13 protein-coding genes and 2 rRNA genes are annotated in these 16,547 nt (G+C 72.9%); 6 read left to right on the forward strand and 9 right to left on the reverse strand.

The window, feature by feature from the left end; all coding sequences use genetic code 11:
- Positions 1 to 78: 78 nt before the first annotated feature.
- On the forward strand, positions 79 to 1,266 hold the full coding sequence (locus ACFC02_RS08695) for a winged helix-turn-helix domain-containing protein (protein ID WP_376354111.1): 1,188 nt from the start codon (positions 79 to 81) through the stop codon (positions 1,264 to 1,266).
- 41 nt (positions 1,267 to 1,307) lie between these two features.
- Here ACFC02_RS08695 and ACFC02_RS08700 read toward each other — a convergent pair whose 3' ends face one another.
- The 7 genes from ACFC02_RS08700 to mtnA form a co-directional block, all read right to left on the reverse strand.
- Positions 1,308 to 2,054: a response regulator gene (locus ACFC02_RS08700; protein ID WP_376354114.1), complete on the reverse strand. Its 747-nt coding sequence runs from the start codon at positions 2,052 to 2,054 to the stop codon at positions 1,308 to 1,310.
- A 212-nt stretch (positions 2,055 to 2,266) separates the two neighbouring features.
- Positions 2,267 to 2,959, reverse strand: a complete 693-nt coding sequence (gene hpf / locus ACFC02_RS08705) for a ribosome hibernation-promoting factor, HPF/YfiA family (RefSeq protein ID WP_360972577.1) — start codon at positions 2,957 to 2,959, stop codon at positions 2,267 to 2,269.
- Between the two features lie 320 nt (positions 2,960 to 3,279).
- Entirely contained in the window at positions 3,280 to 4,116 is an 837-nt protein-coding gene (locus ACFC02_RS08710) for a ComF family protein (protein ID WP_376354118.1), read from the reverse strand.
- Positions 4,117 to 4,402: 286 nt separating this feature from the next.
- Positions 4,403 to 6,244, reverse strand: a complete 1,842-nt coding sequence (locus tag ACFC02_RS08715; RefSeq protein ID WP_376354121.1) for an LpqB family beta-propeller domain-containing protein — start codon at positions 6,242 to 6,244, stop codon at positions 4,403 to 4,405.
- On the reverse strand, positions 6,234 to 8,330 hold the full coding sequence (mtrB, locus tag ACFC02_RS08720) for an MtrAB system histidine kinase MtrB (RefSeq protein ID WP_376354124.1): 2,097 nt from the start codon (positions 8,328 to 8,330) through the stop codon (positions 6,234 to 6,236). The genes ACFC02_RS08715 and mtrB overlap by 11 nt, the downstream gene beginning before the upstream one ends.
- Before the next feature lies 1 nt (position 8,331).
- The gene (mtrA, locus tag ACFC02_RS08725) at positions 8,332 to 9,021 is read right to left on the reverse strand and encodes a two-component system response regulator MtrA (protein ID WP_003975799.1); all 690 of its coding nucleotides are present in this window, start codon (positions 9,019 to 9,021) and stop codon (positions 8,332 to 8,334) included.
- A 123-nt stretch (positions 9,022 to 9,144) separates the two neighbouring features.
- Positions 9,145 to 10,287 (reverse strand): S-methyl-5-thioribose-1-phosphate isomerase, encoded by a 1,143-nt coding sequence (mtnA, locus tag ACFC02_RS08730; RefSeq protein ID WP_376354128.1) that lies wholly within the window; start codon positions 10,285 to 10,287, stop codon positions 9,145 to 9,147.
- Between the two features lie 141 nt (positions 10,288 to 10,428).
- Between mtnA and ACFC02_RS08735 the strand changes: the two genes are divergently transcribed.
- Genes ACFC02_RS08735 through ACFC02_RS08755 form a run of 5 tightly spaced genes read left to right on the forward strand, consistent with a single transcriptional unit; the run spans position 10,429 to position 16,186 of the window.
- Positions 10,429 to 11,871 (forward strand): glycerophosphoryl diester phosphodiesterase membrane domain-containing protein, encoded by a 1,443-nt coding sequence (locus ACFC02_RS08735; protein ID WP_376354131.1) that lies wholly within the window; start codon positions 10,429 to 10,431, stop codon positions 11,869 to 11,871.
- A gap of 4 nt (positions 11,872 to 11,875) precedes the next feature.
- Positions 11,876 to 12,685, forward strand: a complete 810-nt coding sequence (locus ACFC02_RS08740) for a DUF4129 domain-containing protein (RefSeq protein WP_376354134.1) — start codon at positions 11,876 to 11,878, stop codon at positions 12,683 to 12,685.
- Entirely contained in the window at positions 12,682 to 13,887 is a 1,206-nt protein-coding gene (locus ACFC02_RS08745) for a DUF4350 domain-containing protein (protein WP_376354137.1), read from the forward strand. Before ACFC02_RS08740 ends, ACFC02_RS08745 begins: the two co-directional genes overlap by 4 nt.
- Positions 13,887 to 14,876 carry an AAA family ATPase gene (locus tag ACFC02_RS08750; RefSeq protein WP_376354139.1) on the forward strand — a complete coding sequence of 330 codons (990 nt, stop codon included), beginning with the start codon at positions 13,887 to 13,889 and terminating at the stop codon, positions 14,874 to 14,876. The genes ACFC02_RS08745 and ACFC02_RS08750 overlap by 1 nt, the downstream gene beginning before the upstream one ends.
- Positions 14,876 to 16,186: a DUF58 domain-containing protein gene (locus ACFC02_RS08755; protein ID WP_376354142.1), complete on the forward strand. Its 1,311-nt coding sequence runs from the start codon at positions 14,876 to 14,878 to the stop codon at positions 16,184 to 16,186. The genes ACFC02_RS08750 and ACFC02_RS08755 overlap by 1 nt, the downstream gene beginning before the upstream one ends.
- Positions 16,187 to 16,273: 87 nt before the next feature.
- Here ACFC02_RS08755 and rrf read toward each other — a convergent pair.
- Both rrf and ACFC02_RS08765 read right to left on the reverse strand, forming a co-directional pair.
- A 5S ribosomal RNA gene (gene rrf / locus ACFC02_RS08760) occupies positions 16,274 to 16,390 on the reverse strand.
- Positions 16,391 to 16,474: 84 nt separating this feature from the next.
- Positions 16,475 to 16,547 (reverse strand): 23S ribosomal RNA (locus tag ACFC02_RS08765); the annotation flags it as partial.

The following is a 16,547-nucleotide window of genomic DNA, read 5'->3' on the forward strand; positions in this document are numbered from 1 at the left end:
ATAGCCAGGCCCTGCCGCTCCACCGGCGAACGCCCAGGTCGGACCCCGCTGTCAGTGCCGGCCCCTATCGTGCGCACCATGACGACCGTCCCGCGTCCCACCGTCGATCTCTCGGCGGACGAAGCCCGCCGTATCGCTCTGCGCGCCCAGGGGCTCCTCGGCGCCCCCGACCGGAAATCCGGCGTGCGTGGCGTCCTGCGCCACCTCGGCGCGGTCCAGCTGGACACCATCTCGGTCCTCGCCCGCTCGCACGAACTCATCCCCTACGCCCGGCTCGGCCCCGTCGACCGCCAGAGCGTCGAGCAGGCCTACTGGAGCGGCACGCATGCCTTCGAGTACTGGTCGCACGCCGCCTGCGTCCTGCCCATCGAGGAGTGGCCCCACTTCGCCTTCCGCCGCCGCGCCTACCGCGACCGCCCGCACTGGAACCACCAGCTCCCCGACGGCACCTACGACCAGGTGATCAAACAGCTGGCCGAGGAAGGCCCGCTGACGGCGACGGAGCTGGGCGGCGCCAAACGCACCAGCGAGTGGTGGGACTGGTCCGGGACCAAGGTCGCCGTCGAGCGCGCCCTGATGTACGGGGAGGTGGTCTGCGTCGAGCGCCGCGGCTGGAAGCGGGTGTACGACCTCGCCGAGCGCGCCGTCCCCCCGGCCCTGCTGCACGACGAACTCGACGACACCGAGTGCCTGCGCCGCCTGGTCCGGCTGGCCGGCCAGTCCCTCGGCGTGGGCACCCGCGCGGACATCGCCGACTACCACCGGCTCAAGAACGAGCAGGTCGAAGCGGTGATCGACGACTCCGGCCTGGTCCCGGTCACGGTGGAGGGCTGGTCCAAACCGGCCTGGGCGGACCCGGCGGCCCTGGCGACGCCCCCGCGCGGACGCCACCGCACCACACTGCTGTCCCCCTTCGACTCCCTGATCTGGGACCGGGCGCGCACCGAGCGGATCTTCGGCTTCACCCACCGCCTGGAGGCCTACGTCCCCAAGCCGAAGCGGATCCACGGCTACTTCGCGATGCCGGTGCTGGCGGGCGGCCGGCTGGTCGGACGGGTGGACCCGGCCCGGCAGGGGGCCGCGCTGGTGGCCAGACAGGTCACCCTGGAGGGCCCCAAGGCGGTCACCGCGGTGGCCCAGGCACTGGTCGAGGCGGCGAGCTGGGTGGGCGCCACGCAGGTGCGCGTGGAGCGGGTCGACGCTCCGGACCTGCGCGAGCCCCTCACCCGGGAGGTGACCCGGGTGCTGACCGCCGCGCTGTGCTGAGCGCGTTCCAGCCGGTCCGCCGACAAGCCGGTTCAGCCCGCTCAGCGGATCTCGAGGATCTTCTCCCGCATTGCGTACACCACCGCCTCCATCCTGGAGTGCAGCTGCAGCTTCTCCAGGATGTTGCGGACGTGGTTCTTCACGGTGTTCTCGGAGATGAACAACTCCTTGGCGATGTCCCGGTTGTTCATCCCCGTCGCGACGAGCTTGAGGACTTCCAGTTCCCGGTCGGTCAGCCGGGGGGCGGGGACGAGGCGGCGCTCGTCGGTGCGCTGGATCATCGACTTGAACTCGGTGAGCAGCTTCGACGCCATGGAGGGGCTGATCTGCGACTGGCCGTCGGCCACCGCGCGGATGGCGGTGGACACCTCGTCCGTGGAGATCTCCTTGAGGAGGTAACCGGTCGCGCCCGCCTTGATCGCGTCGTAGAGGTCGGCCTCCTCGTCGCTGATCGTCAGCATGATGATCTTCGCGCTGGGGGCGACCTCCTTGATCGAGGTGCACGCCTCGATCCCGCCGCGCCGGGGCATCCGTACGTCCATCAGCACGATGTCGGGCAGCAGGTCGGCGGCCTTGTCCACGGCCTCGGCGCCGTCGCCCGCCTCGCCGACGACCTGGATGTCCTCCTCGGCGGCGAGCACGATCTCCAGGCCGCGACGGAAGAGGGCGTGGTCGTCCACGACCAGGACTCTGATCGGCTCCACGCGGGAGGCGCCCGCGCCCGGGCCCATGCCGACGACGTCGCGGTCGGCGCCCACCTCCCGCATCGGTCCGAAGCTGTCCGTCATCGTTTTCCTCCCCCTGAGGCTGTGGCCGGGCATGCGGTGCCGTGGCCAACCCGAGGCAACGGCCCAGCCGTTGGGCCGTTGCGGCCATGATTCCATGTCCGGCAGCCACCGAGGTGACCAAGCGGTGCGCGAAGGGGTCGCACGCCGGTGCCCCTGGGGGCGCACCCGCGCACTCCAGGGGCACCGGCTCAGCCGACGGGCCTGGCGGGTCGTCAGCCGCCCAGGGTGCCGCCCGCCTCGGGGGAGCTCTCCTGGGCCACCATCGTGTCCGTCCTGAGGTGGATCACGCCGTAGTCGTAGGCGTGCCGCCGGTAGACGACGCTGGGTTCCTTGGTCTCGGAGTCGACGAACAGGTAGAAGTCGTGCCCGACCAGCTCCATCTCGTAGAGAGCCTGGTCGAGGGTCATCGGAGAGGCGACGTGGGTCTTCTCGCGGACGACGAGGGGACCGTCACCCTGCACCTCCAGCGATCCGACCTTCTTCGTGGGCACCTGACCCGCCGCTTCCTCCGCGGCGGTCAGCCCGTTGCCGTTCAGCGTGGCGGCGCCCGGGACGTGGTCGGCGACCTCCGCCGCCGGGATACGGCGGGCACCTCGGCGCGAGAAACGCTTGTCGTGCTGCTTGCGCAGCCGGGCCCCCAGCTTCTCCGCGGCGAGGTCGAGCGCCGCGTACGGATCGCTGGCCGCTGCCTCCGCCCGGATCACCGGACCGCGGGAGCGGAGCGTGATCTCCACTCGGTCGCAACGGTCGGCCTGCCTGGGGTTGGGCTCCTTGGACACCTCGACGTCGAGGCTCATCACCTTGCCGTCGAGCTTCTGGATCTTCTCCAGGTTCAGCTTCTCGGCCACGTGCTTGCGGAACCGCTCGGGCACCTCTGTCTTGCGGCCCTTGACGACGATGTCCACGCAGAACTCCGTTCCCGGATCGCTCCGCTTCGGCGGAGCATCTCCCTTTCGCACCCGGTTCCGGTCGGGTCCGGAACCTCGGACTCGGTGACGTCCACCTCCCCTTCCCCGCGGGCGAGATCTCCACCCTGCCGGTACGGATGATTGCGAAAAACTCGCACACCCGCGGCACGGCATTCGGATATGAGGGGAACGGCCTGCGCCTTTCCCTCACCACCCGAACATATCTCGCCCGGTGGGACGCCGTCACCCTCTACCGCGGCGTACCTCCGTCCAGGTGAATTATCCCCGTCATTACCTGCAACGACCCCCGCCCACTGTCAGTTCCGGTTTATTTCGAAGGAATCCGGAGAAGCCGCGACGACGGCCGCACAGATCACGTCACCGGCGCCGCGGGCATCCGCCAATTCCGATGTGCTGTACACCGGGTTCCCCTCCTTCCGGCCTGATACCGGCTTCCGTTCCCCCATCCCTTCCCGGGACCGCGCCGCGTACACGGCCGTCCGCACGGCACGTGCTGCCTCCTTCAGCGAGGCACCCGTCGTCATCAGGTCGTCGACCAGCACGACGGCCCCCTCCCGCAGCAACGGCTGCCCGCCCGTGGCCACCTGGAGCGCACCGGTCAGGTTCTCCAGCCGCTGCCGGGAGCCCAGCGTCGACTGGTCGGCCACGGCCCGCCGCTGCCGCAGCACGGTCAGTGCCCGGGCCGGCACCCCCGACCGGCGCAGCTCACCGGCCGCTGCGAGCGCGATCCGCCGGACCGGATCGTGCCCCCTGGCCCGCACGGCACCGCGCGCCGACGGCACCGGCACCAGCAGCACCGGCCCGGCGGAACCCCCGGCCGCCGCCCGTGTCCCGGTCGCCGCCCGCACCCCCGCCCGCACGGCGCCCGCCAGAGCCGTGCCCAGCGGACCCGCGAGGGCCAGCGCGCCGCGCTCCTTGTGGGCGAGGAGGGCCGCCCTGACCTCGTCCGCGTACGGAGCCGCCGCGTGCACGGCCGGCAGGCCGGGCGGCTCCGGCACCGGACGCACCCGGCGCGGCGCGGCCCCGCCGAGGACGGCACGGCACCGGGAGCAGAGCACCGTGCGCGGCCTGCCGCAGCCTCCGCACTCGGCCGGCAGTACCAGGTCGGTGAGGTCCTGCCACCACCCGCGCATGACTCCACTGTGCCCACCCCGCACCGGCCCCGCCACCCCTGTGGACAACGGACCGCGCCGCCCTGTGGACAACTCCGCCCACGACGATCAGAGCTTCACCCGCACGAGGGAAGGACAGAAAAACAGGACACGAGGGGAGAGGGACCCGAGGCAGGGGAAGCCGGGACACAAACCCTGCGCCGCCCCGGACGGCAATCCCCCGGCCCGGGCACCGAGCCGCACGCCCACGGGCTACCGCTACCGCGCCCCGGGCACCCGACCCGCCCGTCCCGGCACCGAGCCCCGCTCACCCCGGATAGACGGGCGCCGCCCCTTCCTTGACCACCTTCTGCCACTGCGCCACGGACGACATCCGCACGAGCCCGTCGGCCGCCGAGTACGCCACCAGCGGCAGCCGCTCGTCCTCGGAGGCGGCGATCGACTTCACCCCCGTGAGCGCGGCGGGCGCCGGGATGTCCGGCGTGGAACCGTCGACCTGGGCGTACCGCATCGTCTGCACGCCCCCCTGCTCCCGCCCGGCCACCACGAGCCGGCTGTCCCCCGCCCACGACATGGCGGTGACGTCCTCCATGTCGGGCGCCGCCGAACGCAGTCCGAGCACCGACACCGCCGGCCGCTCGCCGCTCCTGCCGTCCCGCTCGATGCGCCCGATGAGCAGGGACTTGGTGCCGTCCTTGTGCTGCACAAGCAGCGCGACGCGCACACCGTCGGCGGCCACCCGCACCGCGTCGACACGTCCGTCCACGCCGGGAACCGCCACCTCGATCGGTTCGCCCGTGCCGTGTTCCAGCACCATCAGCCGCGGCCGGGCCGGATCGCGGTCGGCCACCCACAGGTCGCCGTGGGCGTCCCAGCTGGGCGGCGTCAGCCGGTCGTCCTCGGTCTTGCCGTTGCTGCGCAGCACCGCGTCGCCGAGCGCGCCACCTTGCGACAGCGACGCCACGAACAGGTCCTTCCGGTCGTTGCCGACGCCCGCCGCGGTGCGCTCGTCCCATGACACAGCCGCCGAGCTGAGCCTCTGCGCGCCCTCGCCCAGGCCACCCGGCACCGGTTCCACACTCGTCCCGGCGCTGCCGCCGAGGATCCGCACCAGCCTGCGCTTGTCGTCCAGGAAGTACAGGTACTCGGGCCGCTTCACCGGCCCCCGCGTGGCGACGGTCCGGGCCCGGTCCGCGCCGAGCGTGCACAGCGTGTTCCCGTCACTGCCCTGGAGCGCCACCGTCTCGACCGTCGGCGTCAGGTTCTGCACCGTGAACAGCACCTGGGCCGCCATGTCCCAGCACCTCTGGTCGTCGACGGCCGACGCCTTCAGGTTCAGCGGCACCGTCAGCCTGTTCTGGTCGTCGGGCGACAGCCCGGTGACGTCCTTGCGCAGCGCCGTCCCGGTCGGGAAGCTCGACCTGACCACCCGGTCCAGCCACCGCGTCGGCCCGCTGAGCACCGAGCGGACCACGTGCGTCATCGCGTCCACCCGCTGGCGTACGTACACGGGATCGGCGACCGCCGTCGCCGGCCTTCCGGTCCCGGCCGGCGCGTTCGATGCGAAGTAGTACTTGTTGACGGGCAGGTAGTTGCGCTGGAAGTCCGACCGGCCCATCAGGACGCCCTGCGGCGGCGTGTCGATGCGCCACTGCCCGGACTTCCGGTCGCGCGTGAGGTGCACGGACTGGCTGTAGCGGCCGTCGAGCGGCATGTACGACTGCTGCGCGTCCACCCGGGCCACCTTGCTGCCGGTGAGCGTGAACGCGTAGTCACCGCTGTCCTCGTGCGCCGTGGCGCGGTCGGCCTCGATGTCCCACCCGTCGGCGAGCACGGTCGTCGACGACTCCGGCCGCCACTTCCGCGAGGCCGCCGTCGTCAGGTACTGCCGGGCCGTCGCGTACTGCGGGTCGTCACTCGTCAGCGCCTCCAGGAAACCCTGCACGATCTCCGCCGGCGGGGCGTTCTCCCGGGGCGGCATGGCGAACACCCGTACCTCGGTGTCCTGACGCGGAGTGGACTCCACATCCCGCAGGTCCCCGCTGTCGGGCATCGAGGCGCACCCGGCCAGCAGAAGGATCCCCCAGGCGGCGCACGCCACCGCGCGCATCGGCCGACGCCGCGCGCCCCCCTCGCGGTCAGCGCCCACGAAATGCCTCCCCTTGCTCCTGCGCGCCCTGCGCCCCGGCGTCCTCCGGGGCCGCGACCCCGCCCGCACGTTCCTCCGCCGTACCGGCGGCCTCGGCGGTCGGCGCGGTGTCCTGCCACCGCGGGCCCGGGGCCTGCCGGGGCACCACGCGCGCGCCACTGCCGGGCAGCGCCGTCGGGTCGGCCGTGGGGGCCATCGCGGTCGGCCGGGCCGCTATCGGGTCCCGGCCCTGAGCCGCGCCGCGGTCACCGGCCGCCTGCACGGGCACGGTGGCCCGCTTGCCGCCGCGCACCGCACCGGCCTCGTCGACTCCCCTGTTGCGCCGCGAGTCCTTGGGCTCCAGGGGTATCGGCGAGCCCCGCAGCGGCTCGTCCGCTGTCCTCGGTATCGTCAGCCGGAACTGCGAACCGCCGCCCGGCTCGCCCCACGCCTGCAGCCAGCCCCCGTGCAGCCGGGCGTCCTCCAGGGCGATCGACAGCCCGAGGCCCGTGCCGCCGGTGGTACGCGCGCGTGCCGGGTCGGCCCGCCAGAAGCGGCTGAAGACGCGGGTGGCCTCGCCCGGCTTGAGTCCGACGCCGTAGTCGCGCACCGCGACCGCGACCGCGCCGCCCGCCGCGGCGAGCCTGACCACGACGTCCCGTCCCTCGCCGTGCTCGACGGCGTTGACGACGAGGTTGCGCAGGACCCGCTCCACGCGCCGGGCGTCGACCTCGGCGACGACGGGCTGCTGGTCGCCGGCGACACGTATGCGCGAGCCCTTGCGGTCCGCGAGCGGTTCGGCACCGCTGACCACCCGCCGCACCACCTCGCGCAGGTCGACCGGCTCGGCCTCCAGCGCCGCCGCGCCCGCGTCGAAACGGCTGATCTCCAGCAGGTCGGACAGGAGCGACTCGAACCGGTCCACCTGATCGAGAAGCAGCTCCGCCGACCGCGCCGTGACCGGGTCGAAGTCCTCGCGCGCCTCGTGGATGACGTCGGCGGCCATCCGCACGGTCGTCAGCGGCGTACGCAGCTCGTGCGAGACGTCGGAGACGAACCGGCGCTGCATCCGCGACAGGTCCTCCAGCTGGTTGATCTTCAGCTGGAGGTTCTGCGCCATCTTGTTGAAGGCCTCGCCCAGACGCGCGATGTCGTCCTCGCCGGTGACCTTCATCCGCTCCTGCAGCCGCCCCGCCGACAGCCGCTCGGCGATCCCCGCGGCCATCCGCACCGGCGTGACCACCTGGCGCACCACGAGCCAGGCGATCGCCCCGAGCAGGACGACGACGAAGAGACCGGCCGTGGCCAGGGTCCCCTTCACCAGGCTGAGCGACTTCTCCTCCTGGGTGAGCGGGAAGAGGTAGTACAGCTGGTACGGGTGCCCGTTGGGGTCGTTGACCTGCTTGCCGATGACAAGGGCGGGCTGGGGCTGCTTGTCGGTGTCCTTGTAGACGATGCGTGTGTAGCTCTGCGCGGCGGTCATGCTGCCGTTGATCCGGGCCCGCAGGTCCTCGGGGACACTCACGGTCGGATCCACCTGGCCGGAGGCGCGCGGCCCGCGCCCCCCGGCGCTGTCCTCGCCCGCCGGGAGCGTGACCACGTCGAAGGCTCCCTGACCGCCGCTGGAGAGCGACGACACCAGCTCACTCATCCACGAGATGACGTTCTGCGAGGAGTGCCCGTCCGCGGGGGTGCCCGTCGCGTCGTCGCCGGTGCCGCTCGCCGCCTCGTCGGCCCGCTGCTTGGCCACCGCGAACCCGCCGGTCGCCTGGCTCTGCGACGCCTTGACCTTGGCGTCCAGCAGCCCGTTGCGCACCTGCCCGATGACGACGAAACCCAGCAGCAGAACGACGCCCAGCGACATCAGCAGCGTGGTGGCGACGACCTTGAGCTGGATGTTGCGCCGCCACAGCCGCATGACGGGCAGCAGCGGCCGGCGCACCCAGCGCAGCAGCAGACGCAGGACCGGACTGCCCTGCACGCCGCCGTGCAGCAGCCCGCCCTCCAGGAGGCGCCCCCAACGGGAACCCGCGCTCTTCCGGCCGACAGGCCGCTTCACGCGGGACCCGGTGCGCCCGGGCGCCGAAGCGGCGCTGTCCCCGGACATGTCAGCTGGGTCCGGCCTTGTAGCCGACCCCGCGGACGGTCACCACGATCTCCGGCTTCTCCGGGTCCTTCTCGACCTTGGAGCGCAGCCGCTGGACGTGCACGTTCACCAGGCGGGTGTCCGCCGCGTGGCGGTAGCCCCACACCTGCTCCAGCAGCACCTCGCGCGTGAACACCTGCCACGGCTTGCGGGCGAGCGCGACCAGCAGGTCGAACTCCAGCGGCGTCAGCGCGATCGACTGCCCGTCCCGCTTCACCGAGTGCCCGGCCACGTCGATGACCAGGTCACCGATGGCGAGCTGCTCCGGGGCGGGCTCCTCCGACCTGCGCAGCCGCGCCCGGATCCGGGCGACCAGTTCCTTCGGCTTGAACGGCTTGACGATGTAGTCGTCGGCCCCCGACTCCAGGCCCACGACGACATCCACGGTGTCGCTCTTGGCGGTCAGCATCACGATCGGCACGCCGGACTCGGCCCGGATCAGGCGGCAGACCTCGATGCCGTCCCGGCCGGGCAGCATCAGGTCGAGCAGCACCAGATCGGGCTTGGTCTCCCGGAAAGCGGCCAGCGCCTTGTCGCCGTCGGCTACGAAAGACGGCTCGAAACCCTCGCCACGCAGCACGATTCCGAGCATCTCGGCCAGTGCGGTGTCGTCGTCGACGACAAGGACTCGTCCCTTCATGAACGACATCATCCCATTCTTGTAACGGTGGCGAAGATCCAGGTGAGACAGCTCACTGGCCTGTGACGATAGTCGTACGGAGCCGTCACTGTCTGCCCTCGCCCGGGAACGGGCACGATGCCGGCGCCCCGGCGCCTACCCCGCCGCCGCCTGCCGCGCCCGCGCACACAGCTCGGCCAGCCCCTCCGCGGTCACCGGCGACACCGTGCCCTGCTCGGTGACGATCGCGGTCACCAGCTCCGGCGGGGTCACGTCGAACGCCGGGTTGTAGGCCTGCGTGCCCAGCGGCGCCACCGGAATGCCCCCGCCGGCCCCCGTCACCGGGACCTGCGGGGCGATCAGCTCCGTCACCTCGTACCCCGGCCGCTGCTCGACCTCGATGGACGCCGCGTCCGCCGTCTTCTCGTCCACCGTCGTCACCGGCGCGACCACGATGAACGGCACGTGGTGGTAGCGGGCGAGCACCGCGAGCGGATAACTGCCCACCTTGTTCGCCACCGACCCGTCCGCCGCGATCCGGTCCGCACCGATCAGTACCGCGTCCACCTCCCCCGCCGCGAACAGCGACCCGGCCGCGCTGTCGGTGAGCAGCGTGTACGCCAGGTCGTTGCGCGCCGCCTCGTACGCCGTCAGACGCGCCCCCTGCAACAACGGCCGGGTCTCGTCCACCCACAGCCTGCGCAGCCGGCCCGCCCGGTGCGCCGCCAGCGCCACCGCGAACGCCGTCCCCTCCCCGCCCGACACCAGCGACCCGGTGTTGCAGTGCGTGAGCACCCGGTGCCCGCCACCGGGCAGCAGCTCGTCCAGCAGCGCCAGCCCGTGCTCGGCCATCCGCGCACTGGCCCGCGCGTCCTCCCGGTGCAGCCGCTGCGCCGCCGCCAGCGCCGCCGGAGCGGCCAGCAGCGGGTCGCCGGTCTCGGCCAGCGCCGTGTGATAGGCGCACCGCGCCCGGTGCACGCCCACGGAGAGGTTCACCGCGGTGGGCCGCGCCCCCGCCAGGGCGTCGGCGGCGTCGTCCACGTCGAAACCGCGCGCGGCGGCGAGCGCGACACCGTACGCCCCGGCGATGCCGAGCAACGGCGCCCCGCGCACGGCCAGCGACCGGATCGCCTCCACCAGCGCGGGCGCGTCCGTGCACACCAGCTCGACCTCCTCGGCGGGCAGCCTCGTCTGATCGAGGAGCACCAGGACGGGCCCCTCGGGAGGCTCCTCCCAGCGGAGGGCGGGAATCCCCGGCGGCCGGTTGTCCTCGCGGGTCTGCGCGTACTGATCAGCCATGCCGTCAGTGTTCCCCGTATCCCTCGGACAATGGAAGGCGCGCAGCCCCCACCGCGGCAGGTCACCCGAACACCACCCCATGGCACGATGGCAGCCAAACCTGCCGCCGCGACCGCGGACGGGCACCGTGAAGGAGCGACGATGAACGACACTCCGGGCTGGGCCTCGCCCGGATCCGCCCCGTCCGACGGGCAGGAGCCCGGCGCGTCCGGCCCTGCCGACGCCGCAGGCCGCCCCGACACCGCGCCGCCCGCCCAGCCCGCGCAACCCGCGGACCAGCCGGGCGCACAGCCGCAGGGCCCCGGCGTGAAGTGGTCCAAGGAGCAGCCACCGGCCGGCCAGTGGTCCGCGCCCACCGGGCCCCCGGCCGCCCCGGCGCCTGGCCCGGGCCAGGCGACCCCGCCGCCTCCCCCCGGCCCCGGCTGGGGCACCCCGCCGCCCGCCGGCGGAGGCTACGGCGGCTACGGCGGTCCCGGAGGCGGATACGGAGGCGGACACGGAGGCCCCGGGGGCTACGGCGGTCCCGGCGGATACGGTCCCGGCGGATACGGTCCCGGCGGCTACGGCGCCTGGGGAGCCGGCTGGGGCGGCCCCCCGCCCGCCGCCAAGCCCGGAGTGATCCCGCTGCGCCCGCTCGGACTGGGCGAGATCCTCGACGGCGCGGTCTCCACGATGCGCACCCACTGGCGCACCGCGCTCGGCATCTCCCTGGTCATCGCCGTCGTCACCCAGATCGCCGTCATCCTCGTGCAGCGCCTGGCCCTGAACGACATCGTCGACAACGCCGCACTCGACGACCCCAACGCCAGCCCGCGGGAACTGCTGCGCGCCATGGGCGACGGCCTGCTCGGCTCCGGCATCCTCTTCGTCGTCGGCATCATCGGCACCGTCCTGGCCACCGCGCTGCTCACCACGGTCACCAGCCGCGCCGTGCTCGGCAAGCCCGTCACCATCCGCGAAGCCTGGCGCGACGCCCGCCCCCAGATCCCCCAGCTGCTCGGCCTGATCCTCCTGCTGCTGGTCATCTGCCTCGGCGTCTTCGCCGTGGGCACGGTCCCCGGCATCCTCATCGCCGCCGCCGGATCCCCTGCCGGGGGCACCGCGATCGCCGTCCTCGGCGCGCTGGGCGCCGGTGTGGTCGCCATCTGGCTGGCGGTCCGCTACTCCCTCGCCTCGCCCGCCCTGATGCTCGAGAAGCAGGGCGTCAAGAAGGCGATGGGCCGCTCCGCCAAGCTGGTCCGCGGCTCCTGGTGGCGGATGTTCGGCATCCAGCTGCTGACCGCGCTCATCGTGAACATCATCTCGGCGATCATCGTCATCCCCTTCAGCCTCATCGCCACCGCGTTCAGCGACGGCGGCATCTCCGGTCTCCTGGAGGGCGGCAGCCGCCTCGGCTGGACGTACCTCATCATCGCGGGGCTGGGGTCGGTGATCGGCTCCATGATCAAGTTCCCGATCACGGCCGGTGTCACCGTGCTCCTCTACATCGACCAGCGCATCCGCCGCGAGGGCCTCGACCTCGAACTGGCTCGCGCCGCGGGCGTCCAGGGCCACGGCTCCGGCACACCCGCCTCGGGGAGCTGATGCCGTGAGCCTGCCGGGGGGAGTTCTCACAGCGCCGCCCGCGCTGCCGCACACGGCGGACCACGCCGAAGGAACCCTGCGCGCCCTCCTCCACGCCGGGCACGCCGCCACCCTGGCCGCGTCGGGCTCGGGCACGGGCGGCGAACCCCCGGTGACCGTCCCACGAGACCCCGCGCGCGAGGCCGCCCGCCGCGAACTGTCCAAGCGGATGTACCACGAGAACGAACCCGGCCTGCTGCAACGCGCCCTCGACCACCTCTGGGACTGGCTCGGCAAACTCTTCGACTCGGCCTCCGGCGCCACCCCCGGCGGACCCGTCGGCCTCGTCGTCGTCATCCTGGCCGTCCTCGCCGTACTGGGCGCCCTGTGGTGGCGCCTCGGCGCCCCGCGCCGCCGGCCCACCTCCGCGCCCGCCCTGTTCGACGACCGCCCCCGCACCGCCGCCGAACACCGCGCCGCCGCCGAGGCCCACGCCACCCAGGGCCACTGGAACCAGGCCGTCCAGGAACGCATGCGCGCCGTCGTCCGCTCCCTGGAGGAACGCACCCTCCTCGACGCCCGCCCCAGCCGCACCGCCGACGAGGCCGCGGCCGAGGCCGGCCGCACCCTGCCCGCCCACAGCGACCGGCTGCACACCGCCGCCCGGGACTTCGACGACGTCACGTACGGCGGCCGGCAAGCCACCGCACCGGCGTACCACCGCATCGCCGAACTCGACCGCGACCTGGAACGCACCCGGCCCCAGCTCACCCCCAGCACCCCGAGCACCACCCCCACCCCCCAGCAGGAAGCAGACCGGGGAGCCGCCGGATGACCACCGAGGCCACCACCACGGCCCCGCGCGCGACCACCTCGGCCTCCCCCACCGCCCGCCGGACGTGGACCCGCGCGCGCGGCGTCCTGCTCGCGCTCGTCCTCCTCCTCGCCGCGGCCGTCGCCATCGCCGCGCTGCGCTCCGGCGACCAGCACGGCCGGCTCGACCCGCGCTCCACCGACCCCTACGGCAGCCGCGCCGTCGCCGCGCTCCTCGCCGACCACCACGTGACCACACGCGTCGTCACCAGCCTCGACGAGGCACGCGCCGCGGCCCGCCCCGACACCACCCTGCTCGTCACCGCCCCCGACCTGCTGACCCACGACCAGCAGACCCGGCTGCACACCGCACTCGCCCTCTCCGGCACACGCACGGTCCTCGTCGCGGCCGGCACCGCGTCCCTCGACCGCCTGGCCCCCGGCGTCACCGCCGACCCCGCACCCGGATTCGACACCGCACTCGAACCCGGCTGTCCGCTGCCCGCCGCCCGCCGCGCCGGCACCGCCGAACTGGGCGACGGCATCCGCTACACCACCCCCCTGCGCACAGCCGACGCCTGCTACCCCAGCGACGGCCTGCCCACCCTCCTGCGCATCCCGCAGGCCGCCGGCGGCGACACCGTCCTCCTCGGCGCGCCCGACATCCTCTACAACAACCGCCTCGACCAGCAGGGCAACGCCTCGCTCGCCCTCCAACTCCTCGGCTCCCGCCACCATCTGGTCTGGTACCTCCCCTCACTCACCGACGACTCGGCCTCCAGCACAGGCCGGCGCAGCTTCTTCGACCTGCTCCCCTCCGGCTGGCTCTGGGGCACCCTCCAGCTCTTCATCGCCGCCGCCCTGGCCGCCCTGTGGCGGGCACGCCGGTTCGGCCCCCTCGTGCCCGAGAAACTCCCCGTCGCGATCCGCGCCTCCGAGACCACCGAAGGCCGCGCCCGCCTCTACGCCAAGGTCGACGCCCGCGACCGCGCCGCCGCCGCTCTCCGCTCCGCCACCCGCACTCGCATCGCCCCCCTCGTCGGCATCCCCGCCACCCAGGCGCACTCGCCCGAGACCCTTCTCCCCGCCCTGTCCGACCGCCTCCACGGCGACGGACAGCCCCTGCACGACCTCCTCTTCGGCCCGCCGCCCGGCGACGACGCGGCCCTCGTCTCCCTCGCCGACCGACTCGACGCCCTCGAAAGAGAGGTACGCCGTCCATGATGGACCCGCCCACTGACAACGCCGGGCACACCGGGGACGCGACCGCCGCCCGGTCCTCCCTCGAAGCGCTGCGCGCCGAGATCGCCAAGGCCGTGGTCGGCCAGGACCCCGCCGTGACCGGCCTCGTCGTCGCCCTGCTCTGCCGCGGCCACGTGCTGCTCGAAGGCGTCCCCGGAGTCGCCAAGACCCTTCTCGTCCGCACCCTCGCAGCCGCCCTGGAACTCGACACCAAACGCGTCCAGTTCACCCCCGACCTCATGCCCAGCGACGTCACCGGCTCCCTCGTCTACGACGCCCGCACCACACAGTTCTCCTTCCAGCCCGGCCCGGTCTTCACCAACCTCGTCCTCGCCGACGAGATCAACCGCACCCCGCCGAAGACCCAGTCGTCCCTCCTCGAAGCGATGGAGGAGCGCCAGGTCACCGTCGACGGCACCCCCCGCCCGCTCCCCGACCCCTTCCTCGTCATCGCCACCCAGAACCCGGTCGAGTACGAAGGCACCTACCCCCTGCCCGAGGCACAGCTCGACCGCTTCCTCCTCAAACTGACCATTCCCCTGCCTTCGCGGCAGGACGAGATCGACGTCCTCACCCGGCACGCCGCCGGCTTCGACCCGCGCGACCTGCGCGCCGCCGGCGTACGCCCCGTCGCGGGCCCCGCCGACCTCGACGCGGCCCGCGCGGCCATCGCCAAGACCACCGTCTCCCCCGAGATCGCCGCCTACGTCGTCGACATCTGCCGCGCCACCCGGGAGTCCCCCTCCCTCACCCTGGGCGTCTCGCCCCGCGGTGCGACGGCCCTGCTGTCGACGGCCCGCGCCTGGGCCTGGCTCACCGGCCGCGACTACGTCATCCCCGACGACGTCAAAGCCCTCGCCCTGCCCACTCTGCGCCACCGCGTACAACTGCGCCCGGAGGCCGAGATGGAAGGCGTCACCGCCGACTCGGTGATCACGGCGGTCCTCACCCACGTCCCGGTCCCCCGCTGATGGCTCTGACCGGACGCGCCGCCCTCCTCGCAGCCCTCGGCTCCCTGCCCGTCGGCATCTGGGACCCGGGCTGGTCGGGCATCCTCGCCGTCAACGCCCCTCTGGCCGTCGCCTGCGCCTGCGACTACGCCCTCGCCGCACCGGTTCGCCGACTCGGCCTGACCCGCACCGGCGACACCTCCGTACGCCTGAACGAAACCGCCGACGTCACCCTCACCGTCACCAACCCGTCCGGTCGACCCCTGCGCGCCCGGATCCGCGACGCCTGGCCGCCCAGCAGCTGGCAGCCCGGCGCGGAGACAACAGCATCCCGCCACCGGCTGACGGTGCCGCCGGGCGAACGCCGTCGCGTCACGACCCGGCTCCGCCCCACCCGGCGCGGCGACCGCCAGGCCGACCGCATCACGATCCGCTCCTACGGCCCCCTGGGTCTCTTCTCCCGCCAGGGCACGCACAAGGTGCCCTGGACGGTCCGCGTCCTGCCGCCGTTCACCAGCCGCAAGCACCTGCCCGCGAAACTGGCGCGGCTGCGGGAGCTGGACGGCCGCACCAGCGTCCTCACCCGCGGCGAGGGCACTGAATTCGACAGCCTGCGCGAGTACGTGCCCGGGGACGACACCCGTTCCATCGACTGGCGCGCAACGGCCCGCCAGTCCACGGTCGCCGTACGCACCTGGCGCCCCGAGCGCGACCGGCACATCCTGCTGGTCCTCGACACGGGCCGCACCTCCGCCGGGCGGGTGGGGGACGCCCCCCGCCTGGACGCCGCGCTGGATGGCGCCCTGCTCCTGGCTGCCCTGGCATCCCGCGCGGGCGACCGTGTCGACCTGCTCGCCTACGACCGCCGGGTACGCACTCTCGTACACGGCCGAGCCGCAGGCCACCTCCTGCCGTCCCTGGTCAACGCCATGGCGACGCTGGAACCGGAACTCGTCGAGACGGACGCCCGAGGACTGGTGGCAACAGCCCTCCGCACAGCGCCTCGCCGTTCCCTGATCGTCCTGCTCACCAGCCTGGACGCGGCTCCTGTGGAGGAGGGCCTGCTCCCCGTCCTCCCCCAGCTCACCCGACGGCACACGGTGCTCGTCGCTTCGGTGGCGGATCCGTACGTGGCCCGCATGGCCGCCGCCCGCGGTACCGCGGAAGCGGTCTACGAGGCCGCGGCTGCGGCGCATTCCCAAGGAGAACGCCACCGCGTCGCTGAACAACTCCGCCGACAGGGCGTCACGGTCGTCGACGCCATCCCGGACGACCTGGCACCGGCACTGGCCGATGCCTATCTCGCTCTGAAGGCGACCGGCCGGCTCTGACACCGGGCGCCGGAAACCGGCCGCCCGGACCGCGCTGAAAACGCAGAAAACCCCGCACCATGAGGTGCGGGGTTTTCCCTAAAATTTGTTCGGCGGTGTCCTACTCTCCCACAGGGTCCCCCCTGCAGTACCATCGGCGCTGTAAGGCTTAGCTTCCGGGTTCGGAATGTAACCGGGCGTTTCCCTCACGCTATGACCACCGAAACACTATGAAACTGTCAACCGCACCATGTGTGGCACATGGGGTTGTTCGTGGTTTCAGAACCAACACAGTGGACGCGAGCAACTGAGGACAAGCCCTCGGCCTATTAGTACCGGTCACCTCCACACGTTACCGTGCTTCCAGATCCGGCCTATCAAC

Origin of the sequence: Streptomyces sp. NPDC056160 (assembly GCF_042268205.1) — a bacterium.
In the GTDB taxonomy this organism is placed as follows: Bacteria; Actinomycetota; Actinomycetes; order Streptomycetales; family Streptomycetaceae; genus Streptomyces.